We start from the raw sequence: 16,711 nt of genomic DNA, 5'->3' as shown, positions 1-16,711 counted from the left end.
TCTCACTGGAACTGCGACTTCTTGTAGTAACCGCTGTCGACCAGCACCTTCTCCCAATTGTCCTTGTAGACCACGACCGGCTTGAGCAGGTAGGACGGCACGGTCTTGACGCCGTTCTCGTAGGTCTTGGTGTCGTTGACGGTGACCTGCTTGCCGGCGAGCGCGGCGTCGACCATGTCGGCAGTCACCTTGGCGAGATCGCGGGTGTCCTTGAAGATGGTCGAGTACTGGTCGCCGCGCAGCATCGCCTTGATCGATGGCACCTCGGCGTCCTGACCCGAAATGATCGGCATGGGCTGATCGGCGCTGCCATAGCCGACGCCCTTCAACGAGGAAATGATGCCGATCGAGAGTCCGTCATAGGGCGACAGCACAGCGTTGACCTTCTTGTTGCCGTAGTAGGCGCTGAGCAGATTGTCCATGCGGGCCTGCGCTGTGGCACCGTCCCAACGCAACGTCGCGACCTTGTCCATGCCCATCTGGCCCGAGGGGACGACGAGCTTGCCGCTATCGATGTAGGGCTTCAGCACGCTCATCGCGCCGTTGTAGAAGAAGTAGGCGTTGTTGTCGTCGGGCGAGCCGCCGAACAGCTCGATGTTGAACGGCCCCTTGCCGTCCTTCAGGCCGAGGCCTTTTTCGATCGACTGCGCCTGGAGCACGCCGACCTGGAAGTTGTCGAAGGTCGCGTAATAGTCGACATTCGGCGTGCCGCGGATCAGCCGGTCATAGGCGATCACGGTGATCCCCTTGGCCTTGGCCTGCTTGAGCACGTCGGACAGCGTGGTGCCGTCGATCGCAGCGATCACCAGGGCCTTCGCGCCCTTGGTCACCATGTTCTCGACCTGCGAGAGCTGGTTCGGGATGTCGTCTTCGGCATATTGCAGGTCGGTGTTGTAACCGCGCTCCTTCAGTACCTTGACCATGTTGTTGCCGTCGTCGATCCAGCGCGCCGACGATTTGGTCGGCATCGCGATGCCGACGGTCGCCTTGTTCTGGGCGGAGGCGGTGAGGCCCGTGGCTATCGTCGCAACGCCCGCCAGCGCCAGCGCGAGGAATGTGGTCTTCAGTTTCGGCATGTTTCACTCCCTTGGGTGTCAGACTGTTTCTTCGTGTCGTCGCGAATGTGGTCGTGGGCTGCTTCGGGTCTCCTATGCGAGCTTGACGTCCGGCTCCGTGCGACCGCGCGCGGATGCCTCCAGCAGAAAAGTGCAACCGGCCAGCGGATCGGCGGCACGTGCCGCCGCGTCCATATCCTGCCAAGCCGAGGTGACGAGAAGGCGCGACAGATCTGCGCCGACGAAAGCGGGACAACTCGCCTGTCTTGCCGGCACGCTCAATGAGCGCAAACGCTCGCCTTGCGGCGAATAGACATCGATCCGGCTCGCACCCCAGCAGGCATTCCAGATCCTTCCATCGGCGTCGCACACCGAACCGTCGAGGCCGCCGATGCCCGTGTGGCGCAACAGCACCTCCGGCTCGCCGCGCGGCAGGCCAGTCGAGGGATTGAGCGGCACCGCATAGAGCACCGCGCGCGCGGTGTCGGCGAAGTAGCCGATCGCGCCATCCGGCGAGAAACAGATCGAGTTGGGAATGCTGATGCGGGGAAACAGCAGCGAGATCTTGCCGCGATGAAACGCGTAGATCGCGCCTGCCCCTGCTTCCGCCTCGCGGCCCATAGTGCCGATCCAGAACGTGCCGGACTGATGCACGCGGGCATCGTTGGAGCGGGTCGTGGGATTGTCGGCTTCGAGCGGACAAAGCAACGTCATCGCGCCGTCGGCAAGCTTGCGGATGTAGAGCCCGTCCTCGGCGACGATCAACTGCCGTTCGGCATCGATACGCCCGAGCGCACTTGCCATCCGGCCGAGCGCATGGACGCGGATGCTGCCGCTGCTCAAGTGCGCCTCGAACAGCCGTCCCTCGCGGATGTCGAACCACCAGGCGGTATCGGTGGTCATGTCATACGTCGGGCCTTCGCCGAGATGGCAAGGATCGTCCGAGAGAACGGAGGTGGGCACCTTCTCCATCACGGCGTCCTCACTGCAAAGCGATAAACCGTGTGATGGCGATAGACCTGGCCGGGATCGAGGCGCGGGCTCGGAAAATCCGGCCGGTTCGGCGCGTCAGGCCAGATGTGCGGCTCCAGGCACACGGCGTCCGACTGACGGATCAGCTTGCCGCCCTTGCCCGAGATCGTGCCATCGAGATAGTTGCCGGAATAAACCTGAAGTCCGGGCTGATCGGTAAACAGCTCCATGATGCGCCCCGAGCGCGGCGCCTCCAGCCGGGCCGCAAGCGCGAGCTTGCCGTCGCGGCCGAGGCAATAGGTGTGGTCATAGCCCCTGCCGTTGCGCAATTGCTGATCGCTCTCACGGATACGCTCGCCGACCGACCGCGGCTCGCGGAAGTCGAACGGCGTGCCGGCCACCGGGCGTGGCGACTCCGGCAGCGGAATAGCAGTGGGATCGGTCGCGAGGAAATGCTCGGCGGCGACGGTCAGCTTGTGGTCGAGAATGGGCGTGCCCGACATGGCACCTTCCAGATTGAAGAAGCTGTGGTTGGTCAAGTTGACGATGGTCGGCCGGTCTGTCCGCGCCTCCATCGTGAACGACAGTTCGGTCGGGCCGCTGACGCGATAGGTCAGGCGGACATCGAGCCTGCCGGGATAGTTCTCCTCCCCGTGCGGGCTGACATAGGTCAGCGTCACCGCGGGCGCGGCGCCGTCGTCGATCTCGGCGATCTCCCAGAGTTTGCGGTCGAAACCGTCGAGACCGCCGTGCAGCGCATTGGGGCCGTTGTTGACGGCAAGCTGCACCGTCTCGCCGTCGAGCGAGAACTGTCCCTTGGCAATGCGGTTGGCGTAGCGGCCGACGGTCGCGCCGAAAAACTTTCGTTCGGCGAGATAGCCGGAGAACGCGTCGTAACCGAGTACGACATCGTCGTATCCGCCCTTGGCGTCCGGCGCAATCAGCGCCTGGATCACCGCGCCATGGCTGATGATCCGCGCCTCGAAGCCGCCCTCCCCGCGCAGCACGATGCGTTCGACCTTGCGGCCGTCCGGCAGCGTCCCGAAGACGTCTCTTGTGATTCTTGATGCGGCCATGTTCAGTCCACAAACGGCTCCACGATCGTGCGCTTGGCGAGCAGGAAGGCGTCGGCGACAAGGCGAAGCGGCGTCAGATCGACGTCGCTTGCACCGGTCGCCGCGAGCTCGACGAAACGCCGGTAGAGTCCGCGATATTCCTCGTCGGGCGCCTCGGCAAGCACCTTGCCGTCAACGGCCATGCGCGCCCCACCGCTGGACAGCGTCATCCGGCCCTGATCGGTGTCGACGATGATATCCCAGCTCTGCGGCCCGGTCTGGCGAAAGTCGAACTCGGCAGTCACAGGCAGACCGCCAAGATCCGTCAGTGTCAGGTTCGCGGCGATCGGCGCCTGGCAATTGGCGGGAAAGGCCAGTTCGGCCGCGGTGACGAACACCGGCTTGGGCAGGATCCTGGTCAGGATCGACAACGCGTTGATGCCGGGGTCGAACACGCCAAGACCGCCTGGTTCCCAGATCCAGCCCTGATCGGGATGCCAGACGCGGACGTCCTCCTTCCAGCTGATGTGTACCGAGGCGATGCGGCGCTCGGCGAGCCATTGCCGCGCCGGCTCGACCGCCAGCGCATGGCGCGAATGCCAGGTCGCGAACAGCGTGCGTCCGGCGTTGGACGCCATCGTGATCAGCGGGTCCAGCTCGGCGACGCCGGCGCCGGGTGGTTTCTCCAGCATGACATGCTTGCCGGCGGCGAGCGCGGCTGCAGCCTGGGCCCGGCGCACCTGCGGCGGCGTACAAAGCGACACCGCATCGATCGGCGGTCCCTGCTCCAGCAATTCCTCGATCGTGGCAAAATGCGGCAGTTCCGGCAGCGAAGCGTTGCGGCTGGCAACGGCCGCCAGCGTCGCGCCCGGCACCGCGGCAATCGCGCCGACATGCTGGTCGCGCGCGATCTTGCCGAACCCGACGATGGCGATGCGAAGCTCGGTCACGATCCTTCTCCAGATTTCGCGGATGGCAGCACCTCGGCCGGCGCGGTCTCGATCGTGGCGCCCTCATGGCGGTGCATCCCGTTGTGAATGACGAAGACCATCGCTTCGGCGGCGGCGTCGGCATCGCCGGCCGCAATGGCATCGACGATCTTCTGGTGCCAGAGCAGCACGGTGTCGCGGTCCTCCGGCTCGACCGGAGCGCTGAGCAGGAACGAGGCACGCAGCGCGGCCTCGATGACATGCCCGATCGAGCGCATGAACAGATTGCCGGAGGCGCGCGCCACGGCGACGTGAAGCGCGAGATCGGCATCGGCAAAGCCGACCGAGTCGGACGCTTCAAGCCGCATGCGCTCCAGGCTGCGCCGAAGTTCGGCGAGATCCTCCTCCGACCGCTGCGTGGCCGCCAGCATCGCCGCGCGTGGCTCGACCGCGAGACGGATCTCGGCGAGATCGTTGAGGAAGCGCTTGTCGATGCCGGCGTCGAGGTGCCAAGCCAGCACATCCGCGTCGAACATGTTCCAGGCGCCGCGCTCGCGCACGACGGTACCGACCCGCGCCTTGGTCGTGAGCAGGCCCTTGGCGACCAGCGTCTTCACGCTCTCCCGCAGCACCGGCCGCGACACGCCGAACATCGCGATCATCTCGGCATCGCCGGGAAGCCGCGTGCCCTCCGCATAGCGGCCGGCGATGATGTCGACGCCGATCGAACGGGCCACTTCGGCATGGTTGGAATGGGCCCGCCGCGTCGGGATGACGACGATCCGCGAGGTCATGAGGCAGCTCCCATGCTCTTCGCCACGGGCCTGCGCGCCAGCGCAACCAGCCCCTGCTGCAAGGCGATGAAGGCGAACAACAGCACGCCGGTCGCGATCTTGGTCCACCAACTCGACAGTGTGCCGTCGAAATTGATGTAGGTCTGGATCAGGCCCTGGATCAGCACGCCGAGGAAGGTTCCGATCACCGAGCCCTGCCCGCCCGTGAGCAGCGTGCCGCCGATCACGACGGCGGCGATGGTGTCGAGTTCGACGCCGACTGCGGAGAGCGAATAGCCGGCGCTGGTATAGAAGGAGAAAACGATGCCGGCGATGCCTGCCAACAGGCTCGACAGCATGTAGATCTTGATCGTCATCTTGCCGACGGCAACGCCCATAAGGCTCGCGGTCGCGCGGCTGCCGCCGAGCGCATAGACGTTGGCGCCGAACCGCGTGAGATGCAGCAGCAAGGCACCACCGATAACGATCACCAGCATGATGATCGCAATCGCCGTCAACCGCCCGCCGCCCGGCATCCGCAGCGCGAAGTCGGAGATCGTCGAATAGACAGGTGCGGCGATCGGGACAGATTCAGTGGAGAGCAGGAAGCTCGCGCCGCGCGCCAGGAACATGCCGGCCAGCGTCACGATGAAGGGTGGCAAATCGAAGACATGGATCACGGTGCCCATCGCCGCGCCAAAGGCTGCCGAGAGCGCGAGGATGGCGACGAAGGCGACCGGCGGCGGCACGCCCCAGCGCTCGATCGCAAGCGCAACGAACACGGTGGTGAAGCCGATCACCGAGCCGACGGAGAGATCGATTCCGCCGGAGATGATCACAAATGTCATGCCGGTCGCAACGATGCCGAGGAAGGCGTTGTCGGTGAGGAGATTCCCGACCACGCGCGTGGAGGCGATATTGGGAAACTGCACGGCGCAGAGCGCGAAGCCCGCAACGAGCACGGTGGCGGTGATGAGGACTGGCGGCAAGCCTTTCATGCTTTTGCCCTCCGCAGCCGCGCAGCGATTCCGGCAAGGCCGGACAGTTTCGGCGATTGCAATAGCAGCACTGCGAGCACCACCACCGCCTTGACCAGCAGGTTGAACTCCGGAGGATAGCCTGACAACAGGATCCCGGTGTTCATGGTCTGGATGATCAACGCGCCAAGCACCGCGAGGACGAGGCTGAAGCGGCCGCCGAACAGCGAGGTGCCGCCGATCACCACGGCGAGAATGGCGTCGAGCTCCAGCCAGAGGCCGGCATTGTTGGCATCGGCGCCCATGATGTCGGCGGCCGCGATCACGCCGGCGAGCGCCGCGCAGATGCCGCACCAGACGTAGACCGCCAAGATCATTGCGCGCGTGCCGACGCCGGCAAGCTCGCTTGCCCGCGCATTGCCGCCGGTCGCCTCGATCAGGAGGCCGAGCGCCGAGCCGCGTACGACCGCGCCGGTGAGGATGAGCATCCCGAGGGCAATCGCAACCGGCACCGGCAGGCCCAGAATGGCGCCATTGCCGAGCCAGACCAGATCCGGCGAGGAAAAAGTTACGATGCGCCCCTCCGTGATGAGCTGGGCGACGCCGCGACCGGCCACCATCAGGATCAGCGTCGCCACGATCGGTTGCATGCCGAGCACGGCGACGAGAAATCCGTTCCACAATCCGCAGACGAGGCCCGCCCCAAGCGCGGCGACCAGCACCACCGGCAAGGTGTGGCCATCGGCGAGGCTCGCGGCGATCGCTCCCGAGATTGCCATGACCGCACCGACCGACAGATCGATGCCGCGCGTCGCGATCACCAGCACCATGCCGAGTGAGAGCAGCGCCACCGGCGTGCCGCGGTTGAGCACGTCGATCACGCTGCCGAACAGACGGCCGTCCTGAAGGCGCAGGTCGAAGAATTGCGGGGATACCATACGATCGGCCGCGAGGATGACGATCAGCGCCAGGATCTGGGCAAGGCCGCGGCGCGGCAACAGCGCGGTCATGCCCGGCCCTCATGCACGGTCGCGGCGCCATCGGCGGCGATCGCCGCGAGAATGTTGCCGACGTCGATCGCCTCGCCCGCGAGCTCCTCGACATGGGCACGGTCACGCAGCACCACCACGCGGTCGGAATAGGTCACGATCTCGTCGAGCTCGGAGGAGATCACGAGCAGCGAAAGCCCATCGTCACAGAGTTCGCGGATCAGGCGGATGATCTCGGCATGCGCGCCGACGTCGATGCCCCGCGTCGGCTCGTCCAGCACGAGCAGCCGCGGCGAGGTCGCGAGCCAGCGCGCCAGCAATACTTTCTGCTGATTGCCGCCGGACAACAGACCGACCGGGCGCTCGGGATCGGCCGGGCGGATGTCGAGCATCCTGACGTAGCGGTGCGCGATCTCGTCCTGTTCGCGGCGTGACAATGGCCGATGCAGGCCGCGCTTGGCCTGAAGCGCGAGCACGATGTTCTCGCGCACGCTGAGCTCGGCGACGATGCCGTCTGTCTTGCGCTCTTCCGGGCAGTAGCCGAAGCCAAGGCGGACGCCGTCGCGCGGCGAGTGTAGCCGTACGGCTGCGCCCTCCACCCTCGCCTGCCCGCGGTCGGCGCGCTCGGCACCGAACACCAGGCGCGCCGTCTCGGTACGACCCGAGCCGAGCAGGCCTGCAAGGCCAACGACCTCGCCATGGCGCAGCTCGAGATTGAACGGCGCGACATAGCCGGCCCTGCCGTAGCCTTCGAAGCTCGCGCAGGTCTCGCGCGCCATATGCTCGCTCGCAGAAGCCCGCGTGCCGGTGGTCTCCGCAAGCTCGCGGCCGAGCATCATCCGGATCAGGTCGAGCCGCGGCAGCGAGGCGGTCTCGCGCTCGCCGACCAGGCGGCCGTTCCGCAGCACCGTGATGCGGTCGGAGATCTCGTAGACCTGATCGAGGAAGTGGCTGACGAAGACGATGCCGATGCCGCGCTGGGCGAGCTGACGCATGATGCCAAAGAGGATCTCGACTTCGTGTCGGTCGAGACTCGCGGTCGGCTCGTCCAGGATCAGCACGCGCGCCGAGAGATCGACGGCGCGAGCGATCGCGGTGACGTGCTGGATGGCAACCGAATAGTTGCCGAGCGGCGCGGCGACGTCGATATCGAGACCGAAATCCGCAAGCAGCGCCTTGGCGCGGCGGCGCATCTCGCCTTCACGCACGATGCCGAAGCGCATCGGCTGGCGGTCGAGAAACAGGTTCTGTGCTACCGACAGGTTCGGCAGCAGGTTGACCTCCTGGTAGACGGTGGCGATGCCGGCCCCAAGCGCCGCCTTGGCCGAACGCGGCGCGACCTCTTCGCCGCCGAGCCTGACGATACCGACATCGCGTGGGAACACTCCGGTGATCACCTTGATCAGCGTGGACTTGCCGGCGCCGTTCTCGCCGAGCAACGCATGGACCTCGCCGGCGCGCAGCGTGAAGTCGACCTCCTGCAAGGCACGCACGGCGCCAAAGCTCTTGCTGATCCCGCGCACCTCAAGGAGCGGCGGAGCAGGATCCGGGCTGTTTTCCATCGCGACGTCACTCCCATGGGCGTCCGCTGATGATGCGGACGCCCAGCCTATTCGTTCGCGCAGCGGTCTCGAAGGGTGCCGGACCGCTGGACGCAGTCCGGCGTGTTGCCCGCCTCAGTAACCAAGGCCCTTCTTGCTGTCGTAGATCTTCTGCGGATCGTCGGCGGCGGTATAGAGCCTGGATTCGGTCTGGATCCATTTCGGCGGAACCGTGCCCTTCTCCTTGAACGCCGCGACGGCATCGAGCGCAGGGCCCGCCATGTTCGGCGTCAGCTCGACCGTGGCATTGGCCTCGCCCGCGGCCATCGCCTTGAAGATGTCGGGCACGGCGTCGATCGAGACGGTGAGAATCTCCTTGCCGGGCTTGAGGCCGGCCTCTTTCATCGCCTGGATCGCGCCGACCATCATGTCGTCGTTGTGCGCGTAAACCGCGCAGATCGACTTGCCGCCGCCTTCGGCCTTGATGAAGCTCTCCATCACCTCCTTGCCCTTGGCGCGGGTGAAATCGCCGGTCTGGCTGCGCACCACCTTCAGGTTCGCATGCTTGGCAATGGCGGTGTCGAACCCCTTCTTGCGATTGGTGGCGACGCTGGCGCCGACCGTACCTTGCAGCTCCACGATGTTGCAGGGCTTGCTACCGACGGTGTTGGCGAGCCAATCGCCGGCGACCTCGCCTTCATGCACGCTGTCCGAGGTGACGGCGGTGAGATAGAGTTCCTTGCCGGAAGGATCGATATCGCGGTCAAGCAGCACGACCGGAATCTTCGCCTCCTTGGCTTCCTTCAGCACCGAATCCCAGCCGGTCGAGACGACGGGCGCAAGGAAGATCGCATCGACGTTCTGCGCGATAAAGGAGCGGATCGCCTTGATCTGGTTCTCCTGCTTCTGCTGCGCGTCGGCGATCTTGAAATTGACCTTCCGCTTGGCTGCTTCCTGCTTGGAGACCGAAGTCTCGGCCGCACGCCAGCCGGACTCCGATCCGATCTGCGAGAAGCCGATGGTGAGCTGACCGGCATTGGCCGGCAGCGCGAGCAGCAACGCGGCCGTGGCGCTGGCCGCAAAGAGGGCTTTGAGGATCATCAGGCGTATCTCCCAAGATATTTATCCGGGGCACCAATTGGTATCGTGGCACCCGCAGGCCGGCCTTTAAGCCGGCGGAAGGCACTATTTCACGGAAGATTGGTTCCGACTAGTCATATTATTTTACTATTTGCGGAAAACACGATTTAGCAGGTTGGCCGTTCCATGACACACGGAGAGCGATTTTGTTCCGAAGATGCAACGCGGAGGTGAAGGAATTGATGGGAGCTGCGACGGCGGCGGTGCGCTTCCTCGCTCTTGCGGGGCTGCGACGAGATTCGTTCGCACCGAGAAGGCTCGGCTGAGGGACTCTCTCCACGCAAAGGTAGAAGACAAATGCCCGCACCTCTTCTCCGCGTCATTGCGAGCGCAGCGAAGCAATCCAGAATCCGTCCGCGGAAAGACTCTGGGTTGCTTCGTTGCGCTCGCAATGACGGTGTAGAGAGCTCTGCGTATCTCGACCATATCGACTCGTGGTGAGTCCCCCTCACACGGGTCGCATCTTCAATACAATCCGGCCTCTCCCGTGAGCGGGAAGCGGCGAAGGCCAGCGAGCTAAATCAGCTTCCGTTGCGCCAGGTTCTTCATCAGCGCACTGAAGCCGAAGGTCCAGGGCTCGCACTCGTCGCTTGTGCGCATGCGATTGACGAGCTTGCCGAGCTCCGGCGCTGAGATCGTGACGATGTCGTCGCGCTTATGGGTGAAGCCCTGCCCTGGGGCATCGCGGTCCTTGACCGGCGCGAACATCGTGCCGAGGAACAGCACGAAGCCATCAGGGTATTGATGGATCTTGCCGATCGTCTGCGCGACGAGGTCAGTCGGATCGCGGCTGATCTTGCTGATCGAGGAACGGCCGTCGAGAACGAAGCCGTCCATACCCTTCACGTTCAGGCTGATGTCGAGCTTGCGCGCGTCGTCGAGCGTGAAGGTGTCGTCGAACAGGCGCAGCAGCGGGCCGATCGAGCAGGACGCGTTGTTGTCCTTGGCCTTCGACAGCAACAGCGCCGAGCGTCCCTCGAAGTCGCGCAGATTCACGTCATTGCCGAGCGATCCGCCGACGATCTTGCCGCGGCTGGAGATGAACAGCACGAGTTCGGGCTCGGGATTGTTCCAGGTCGACTTCGGGTGCAGGCCGGCATCCATGCCGGTGCCGACCGAGGACAGGGTCGGCGCCTTGGTGAAGACTTCAGCGTCGGGGCCGATGCCGACCTCAAGGTACTGGCTCCAGGCGTTCTGGTCGATCAGCACCTGCTTGAGGTGCATCGCCTGGTCCGAGCCCGGCTTGAGCTTTGACAAATCGTCGCCGATCAGCCGCGTCACCTCTTTGCGGATCGCCTCGGCCGAAGCCGGATTGCCCTTGGCCCGCTCCTCGATGACGCGCTCCAGCATCGAGATGGCAAAGGTAACGCCCGCAGCCTTCAATGTCTGGAGATCGACCGGCGCAAGCAACCACGGCTTTTTCGGATCACGTCCGTCGGGTGCCGTGTTGGCAACGATTGCCTCGAGATCGCCGATGCGTTCACCCCTGGTCGAGCTGAGCGCCTTGGCGGGATTGTCTTCCTCGCACAGCGCGCTGACGGTCGGAAATTTCGCGGTGACGTCGAACACGCCGTCGGCGCGCACGGCGACCACGGCCGGACCGTTGACCTGCGGCAGCCAGACGCGGCCGGCCAACGTTCCCCGCGTGCCGTCCTCGGGGAGAAGGTCCTTCACAGTCAATGTCGTCATGGCCGGCGTCCTCGCTGCTTCTCGGACCGGCCTCGCTAGAAGACGACCGATCACGTTGGCGAAGACCAATAAACGTCTGGCCGGGGAAGTCCAGAGCGGCCGCGAAGAGCCGCTATGCCCCTGCCCGCGCCTTTCGCGCCGCGATCTGCTGCAGCGCCCAACGCGCATTCTTGCGGACATCGGGATCGGGATCGTCGGCGATGACGGCCAGGAACGCTTCACCGTCAGCATGGGCGATCTCGCCGAGCGCGGCGGCCGCCTCTTTCCGCAAATTCGCCTGATCGTGGTTGACGCAATTGCCGATCGGACGCACAGCGCGTTCGATCTTCATCTTGCCGAGGCTGCGGATCGCCTTCAGCCGCACCTGCCAGAACTCGTCGCCGAGGCAGGCGACCAGTTGGTCGGCTGCGATCGCGCCATTGACGTTGAGACCGAGCGTTTCAGCCGCCATCTCGCGGACCATCCAGTCGGCATCCTTCAGTGCGCGCGTGATCGTCTCGGCCGCCGGCTTCATCTGGGAGAAGGCCAGCGCGCTCACGGCGGCACGGCGGACATGGGCGTCGGGATCGTTGATCAGCGCGGTCAGCGCGGGAATGGATTCTTCGAGCTTCAGGAAGCCGATCACGCCGATCGCCTGCACGCGCACGGCGGCATCCGTGTCCTGGAGCGCTTCCAGCGCCGGCTTCAGCGTGTCCTTGCAGCGCAGTTCCTTCAGCGCACGCAGCGCACCCATGCGGACGAAGGCGTGCGCGTGCTTGACCAGCGGCAGGATGATCTCGGCACAGGCCGGATCCTTGAACTCGGCCATGCTGTCGGCCGCCGCCGCCGCAACGATTCTCTCAGGGTCGACCAGCAGCTTCACCAGTGCGCTCGCCGCCTCCGGCCCGTCGAACTCCCCGAGCGCCATCGCCACCTGCTGGCGCACGCCTGCGTCCGGATCGGCCACCATATTGGCGAGATGTGCGACCGCGGCCGGATCGCCGGAATGGCCGAGCGCGATGATGGCGACGCGGCGCTCGGCGGGATCGGCGGCCTGGAGCCGCTCATCCGCGTCTTCGAGGTCGTCATAGGACTCGAACGGGCTCGACATGACTACCTCAGGAGATAGGGAATGTTGACGGTGACGGCGCCGGTCGGGCAATCGGCCTCACAGGGCATGCAGTACCAGCACTCGTCATAGGCCATGTAGGCCTTGCTGGTCGTGTCGCTGATGCGCAGCACGTCGAGCGGGCAGACGTCGACGCAGACGGTGCAGCCCTTGTCCGCGATGCATTTGGCGTCGTCGACGACCACGGGAACCGATGTCTGATAAGAAGCGAGCGGCATCGTTGTCTCCTATTGTTTCGCGATGGGATCAGGCCGAAGCGCGGATGCGCTGCTTGTCGTAGAGGTCCTTCTCATCGTCCGCGATCGGCACGACATAAGGCTCGACGGCACGCTTCTCGCTGGTCATCCTGCCGTCTTGCTTGGACAGCAGCGTGTGGCAGAACCAGTTCTCGTTGTCCTTCTCCGGGAAATCCGTGCGCCAGTGATAGAGGCCCCAACGGCTCTCCTCGCGATAGAGCGAGGCGTGCGCGGCCATGTCGGCACAGTCCATGATCGACTGCACTTCGAGGGCGCGGAGCAGTTCATGCGCGTTGCGCGCGATCATGCGCTCTTGCATATCTTCCCGCGCTTCGGCAAGGCGGCGCATGCCGAGCTGGTATTTGCGGGTGACCTTCGGCGGCTGCAGATAGTCGTTGACGAGACGGCGGGTCTTGTACTCGATCTGGTTCGGCGGGATGCCGTCTTCGCGCTTCGTCGGCGCCATCACGCGGTCGCGCTCCATCGCGACGTCAGCAGCGTCGAACTCCGCGAAGTCGTGGCTGTCGGCGAACTCCATCGCATCGATGCCGGCAACGGCCCCGTTGGTGAAGGCGCCAAGCATGTAATTGTGCGGGACACTCGCCATGTCGCCGGCGGCGTAGAGGCCGGGCACGGTGGTGCGGGCGTTGTCGTCCACGAACACGCCGGAAGCACTGTGGCCGGAGCAGAAGCCGATCTCGGAGATGTGCATCTCGATCGACTCGCTGCGATAGTCTATGCCGCGCCCCTGCTGGAACAGGCCGCGCGTCGGACGCTCGACCTTGTGCAGCGTGGATTCGATCTCGGAGATGGTGTCGGGATGCAGATGCTTGAGCTGGAGGAACACCGGGCCCTTGCCGGACAGCAGCTCGTTATAGAACTCCAGCATCATCTGGCCGGACCAGTAGTCGCACTCGATGAAGCGCGATCCCTCGTTGTTCGCCGTATACGCGCCGAAGGGACCTGCGACATAGGCACAGGCCGGGCCGTTATAGTCCTTGATCAGCGGGTTGATCTGGAAGCATTCGAGGTTCGCGAGCGCGGCGCCGGCATGATAGGCCATGGCGTAGCCGTCGCCGGAATTGGCGGCGTTCTCATAGGTGCCGAACATGTAACCGGAGGTCGGCAGGCCGAGGCGGCCGGCGGCGCCCATGCAGAGGATCACGGCCTTGGCCTTGATCACCAGCATCTCGGCGGTGCGGGTGTTGACGCTGATGGCGCCGGCGATGCGGCCGTCGGACGATTTCAGCAGCCGCGTCGCCATGTAGCGGTTGGAGATCAGGATGCGGGCGCGGCGGAGCTGACGGTAGAGCGCCTTCTTCACGGTCTCGCCGTTCGGCATCGGCAGCACATAGGTGCCGATGTGATGCACCTTCTTGACGGCATAGTCGCCATTCTCGTTCTTCAGGAAGCGGATGCCGAAGCTGTCGAGCTCTTCGATGATCTCAAAGCAGTCCTGCGCGTATTTATAGACCGCCTTCTGGTCGACGATGCCGTCGTTGGCGATGGTGATTTCCTTGGTGTACTGCTCCGGCGTCGCATAACCGGGGATGACGGCATTGTTCAGCCCGTCCATGCCCATCGAGATCGCGCCGGAGCGCTTGACGTTGGCCTTTTCGAGCAGGACGACATTGGCCTTCGGGTTCTTCAGCTTCGCCTTCAGCGCCGCCATCGGGCCGGCCGTGCCGCCGCCGATGACGAGCACATCGCAGGAAACCTCCGAAAGTCCATCGACGATCTGATCTAGTGCCATCACTTGCTCCTGGTTCGCCGGTCCCCGGCGCCTTTGCGTCAGATTTGTTCAGGGGGCGTTCCGGAGATAGCAATTAGTTGTCGCCGGGACGCGATTTGCGCCTCAGCGCTCGACAAAGGCCTTTTCGATGACGAAATGGCCGGGCTGGCTGTGGTTGCCCTCGACGAAGCCGCGTGCGGAGAACATTTCGTGGAGCTCTTCGAGCATCGCCGGGCTGCCGCACAGCATGATGCGGTCGGTCTCGACATCGAGGCCCGATTGCCCGACGTCGTCGAATAGCTGATTGGAGGCGATCAGGTCGGTAATGCGGCCGCGATTCCGGAATGGCTCGCGGGTGACGGTCGGATAGTAGACCAGCTTGTTGCGGATCAGCGGGCCGAAAAACTCGTGATTGCGCAGACCTTCGACGACGTGCTCGCCATAAGCGAGCTCGGAGACCTGGCGGCAGCCATGGGCGAGCACGATGGTCTCGTAGTTCTCGTAGACGTCGGGGTCCTTGATCAGGCTGGCGAACGGCGCCAGTCCCGTTCCGGTCGAGAGCAGCAGCAGGCGTTTTCCCGGAATGAGATTGCCGGTGATCAACGTACCCGTCGCCTTGCGGCCGATCAGGATGATGTCGCCTTCCCTGATCTTCTGAAGACGCGAGGTCAGCGGACCGTCCTGCACCTTGATCGAGAAGAACTCGAGGGCTTCCTCGTGATTGGCGCTCGCCAGGCTGTAGGCCCGCATCAACGGCTTGCCCTCGATCTCCAGCCCGATCATCGCGAACTGGCCGTTCTGGAAGCGGAAGCCGGGATCGCGCGTCGCGGTGAAGCTGAACAGGGAGTCGGTCCAGTGGCGGACCGACAAAACCGTTTCCCTCTGAAATGCGCTCATGGTCTCTCCTTGGCCATCGATGGCGCACAAGGTTTCGGAGAGAGGAGAGTCCGGCAATTCGGAAGTGAAATTCCCGGTCGATTAGTTTCACATTTCGCCGGCGCTGATCGAAGTCGAGGCAGCCCAGGTCCGCGCCACACGTCCGCGACGGCAATTAGTTGCTATTCGCGTTCGTCCACGACGGCATACAAAGACGCCGGAGGCTCGTCATGACCATGACCGCATTGGTGGCACCGACCGTGACCGACTATGAAGCCAGCGCCGACCTGGCATCGCTTCTCGTCCGCACCACGCAGGACGACGCGCTGAGCGTACCGGCCGAAAAACTCCGCCTCTCCTGCAAATGCGCCCACTGCACCCGCGCCCGCTTCGACGGCCGCTTCCCGCAAGCATTTCCCGGCATCACCATCACTGATATCGGCGATCTCGGCTATGGGCTGAACATCTCGTTTTCGGATGGGCACAACCGGGGGATCTACCCGAAGCCCTATCTGCTGAGCTTGGCTGGGCGATAAGGGGCGCGCGAACGCTCCTCACTGCCCCGCCGTCATTCCCCGCGAAAGCGGGGAATCCAGTACGCCGCGGCCCCTCCGTATCCCATTGACGCCTCTGGAATACTGGGTCGCCCGGACAAGCCGGGCGACGCCAGCGGAGTGAATCTGGCACGGACATTGCTCCTCTTTAGAACGATTTGAACGTTCCGGAGGCAGACGATGTTGCAGGCGGCCAATGTGGTTCGCAGAGTTGTGGCCCCGGCAGTCCGCCCTGCCGGAAGCTCCTCGCTGCTGCTCACGGAGAACCAGCAATGGATCGGCGGACCGCCGCCGCTGATGGACAAGCTTTCTCCACGCGAGCGGGAGCTGGTGCTCAAGCAGGGCCGGCGCAAGGTGCTCAACCGCGGCCAGACGCTGTTCAGCCAGGGCGGCAAGCATGACGGTATCTGGCTGATCGAAAGCGGCCGCATCCGCGTGTTCTACACGTCGCCGCTCGGGCGCGAGATCACGCTCGCCTATTGGCATGTCGGCAATTTCGTCGGCGGCCCCGAAGTGTTCGAAGGCACCGTGCATCAATGGTCCGGCGTCGCATCCAGCAATTGCAGCGTGGTGCACCTGCCCGGAAAGGAATTGCGGTTCCTTGCCGCGGAGATCCCGAACCTCGCGATCGGGCTCATTGAAGGCCTGACCTTCAAAGGCAAATGTTATTCGGCGCTGGCGCAAATGCTGGGAACGCGCTCGATCACGCAGCGCCTCGCGCATCTCTTGCTGCATCTCGTCGAGCTCTATGGCGTCGAGGATGCCGACGGCACCGTGATCGCCGCAGCCTTCACCCACGCCGACATCGCCCACATGGTCGGCGCCACCAGGCAATGGGTCACGATCAGTCTGAAGCGGATGCAGGAGAAGGGAATCGTGCTGACCAAACGGTCGCAGATCGTGGTCTGCCGGACCGACGTGCTGGAAGAGATGCGCGGTCACGCGTCTGACTAGCCGAATTGGCGACCAAGGCCGGTGCACAGGCAAGCGGCTTTATAGTGCAGGACTGCACAAGGAGTATGCAATCAGCTTTTCCCGGCAACTAATCGACTGCGACAGCCACTCCGGATTTGCCCTGCCCACGC

General features: G+C 64.4%; 16 protein-coding genes. 2 read left to right on the top strand and 14 right to left on the bottom strand.

The features are described 5' to 3' along the window. Positions 1-2: 2 nt before the first annotated feature. From chvE to XH87_RS31855, 14 genes are all read right to left on the bottom strand, one after another. Positions 3-1,076 carry a multiple monosaccharide ABC transporter substrate-binding protein gene (gene chvE / locus XH87_RS31920; RefSeq protein WP_271590293.1) on the bottom strand — a complete coding sequence of 358 codons (1,074 nt, stop codon included), beginning with the start codon at positions 1,074-1,076 and terminating at the stop codon, positions 3-5. 72 nt (positions 1,077-1,148) lie between these two features. After that, positions 1,149-2,027 (bottom strand): SMP-30/gluconolactonase/LRE family protein, encoded by an 879-nt coding sequence (locus XH87_RS31915; RefSeq protein WP_271590292.1) that lies wholly within the window; start codon positions 2,025-2,027, stop codon positions 1,149-1,151. Beyond that, positions 2,027-3,103: an aldose epimerase family protein gene (locus tag XH87_RS31910; RefSeq protein WP_271590291.1), complete on the bottom strand. Its 1,077-nt coding sequence runs from the start codon at positions 3,101-3,103 to the stop codon at positions 2,027-2,029. The genes XH87_RS31915 and XH87_RS31910 overlap by 1 nt, the downstream gene beginning before the upstream one ends. Positions 3,104-3,105: 2 nt before the next feature. Continuing rightward, entirely contained in the window at positions 3,106-4,032 is a 927-nt protein-coding gene (locus XH87_RS31905) for a Gfo/Idh/MocA family protein (RefSeq protein ID WP_271590290.1), read from the bottom strand. After that, complete coding sequence (locus XH87_RS31900) at positions 4,029-4,805, bottom strand: FadR/GntR family transcriptional regulator (protein WP_271590289.1); 777 nt, start codon at positions 4,803-4,805, stop codon at positions 4,029-4,031. The genes XH87_RS31905 and XH87_RS31900 overlap by 4 nt, the downstream gene beginning before the upstream one ends. After that, the gene (yjfF, locus tag XH87_RS31895) at positions 4,802-5,782 is read right to left on the bottom strand and encodes a galactofuranose ABC transporter, permease protein YjfF (RefSeq protein WP_271590288.1); all 981 of its coding nucleotides are present in this window, start codon (positions 5,780-5,782) and stop codon (positions 4,802-4,804) included. Before yjfF ends, XH87_RS31900 begins: the two co-directional genes overlap by 4 nt. Next, the gene (locus tag XH87_RS31890; protein WP_271590287.1) at positions 5,779-6,771 is read right to left on the bottom strand and encodes an ABC transporter permease; all 993 of its coding nucleotides are present in this window, start codon (positions 6,769-6,771) and stop codon (positions 5,779-5,781) included. The genes yjfF and XH87_RS31890 overlap by 4 nt, the downstream gene beginning before the upstream one ends. Continuing rightward, positions 6,768-8,312 (bottom strand): sugar ABC transporter ATP-binding protein, encoded by a 1,545-nt coding sequence (locus XH87_RS31885; RefSeq protein WP_271590286.1) that lies wholly within the window; start codon positions 8,310-8,312, stop codon positions 6,768-6,770. The genes XH87_RS31890 and XH87_RS31885 overlap by 4 nt, the downstream gene beginning before the upstream one ends. 114 nt (positions 8,313-8,426) lie before the next feature. After that, a complete protein-coding gene (ytfQ, locus tag XH87_RS31880) occupies positions 8,427-9,392 on the bottom strand; it encodes a galactofuranose ABC transporter, galactofuranose-binding protein YtfQ (RefSeq protein ID WP_271590285.1) in 966 nt (321 codons plus the stop codon). 555 nt (positions 9,393-9,947) lie between these two features. Next, positions 9,948-11,120 (bottom strand): fumarylacetoacetate hydrolase family protein, encoded by a 1,173-nt coding sequence (locus XH87_RS31875; RefSeq protein ID WP_271590284.1) that lies wholly within the window; start codon positions 11,118-11,120, stop codon positions 9,948-9,950. Positions 11,121-11,232: 112 nt separating this feature from the next. Continuing rightward, positions 11,233-12,210: a HEAT repeat domain-containing protein gene (locus XH87_RS31870; RefSeq protein ID WP_035699488.1), complete on the bottom strand. Its 978-nt coding sequence runs from the start codon at positions 12,208-12,210 to the stop codon at positions 11,233-11,235. Positions 12,211-12,212: 2 nt separating this feature from the next. After that, on the bottom strand, positions 12,213-12,446 hold the full coding sequence (locus XH87_RS31865) for a 4Fe-4S dicluster domain-containing protein (RefSeq protein WP_035699490.1): 234 nt from the start codon (positions 12,444-12,446) through the stop codon (positions 12,213-12,215). 28 nt (positions 12,447-12,474) lie between these two features. Then, positions 12,475-14,217: a fumarate reductase/succinate dehydrogenase flavoprotein subunit gene (locus tag XH87_RS31860; RefSeq protein WP_271590283.1), complete on the bottom strand. Its 1,743-nt coding sequence runs from the start codon at positions 14,215-14,217 to the stop codon at positions 12,475-12,477. Between the two features lie 102 nt (positions 14,218-14,319). Beyond that, complete coding sequence (locus XH87_RS31855; RefSeq protein ID WP_271590282.1) at positions 14,320-15,093, bottom strand: ferredoxin--NADP reductase; 774 nt, start codon at positions 15,091-15,093, stop codon at positions 14,320-14,322. A 209-nt stretch (positions 15,094-15,302) separates the two neighbouring features. Between XH87_RS31855 and XH87_RS31850 the strand changes: the two genes are divergently transcribed. Together XH87_RS31850 and XH87_RS31845 are read left to right on the top strand one after the other, a co-directional pair. After that, positions 15,303-15,608: a gamma-butyrobetaine hydroxylase-like domain-containing protein gene (locus tag XH87_RS31850; RefSeq protein WP_271590281.1), complete on the top strand. Its 306-nt coding sequence runs from the start codon at positions 15,303-15,305 to the stop codon at positions 15,606-15,608. 198 nt (positions 15,609-15,806) lie between these two features. Continuing rightward, positions 15,807-16,580, top strand: coding sequence for a Crp/Fnr family transcriptional regulator (locus tag XH87_RS31845; RefSeq protein WP_271590280.1), 774 nt, complete (start codon positions 15,807-15,809; stop codon positions 16,578-16,580). The last annotated feature ends 131 nt before the right edge of the window (positions 16,581-16,711 follow it).

Source organism: Bradyrhizobium sp. CCBAU 53415, assembly GCF_028128735.1.
In the GTDB taxonomy this organism is placed as follows: domain Bacteria; phylum Pseudomonadota; class Alphaproteobacteria; order Rhizobiales; family Xanthobacteraceae; genus Bradyrhizobium.
This window is presented reverse-complemented; position numbering and strand designations above follow the sequence as displayed.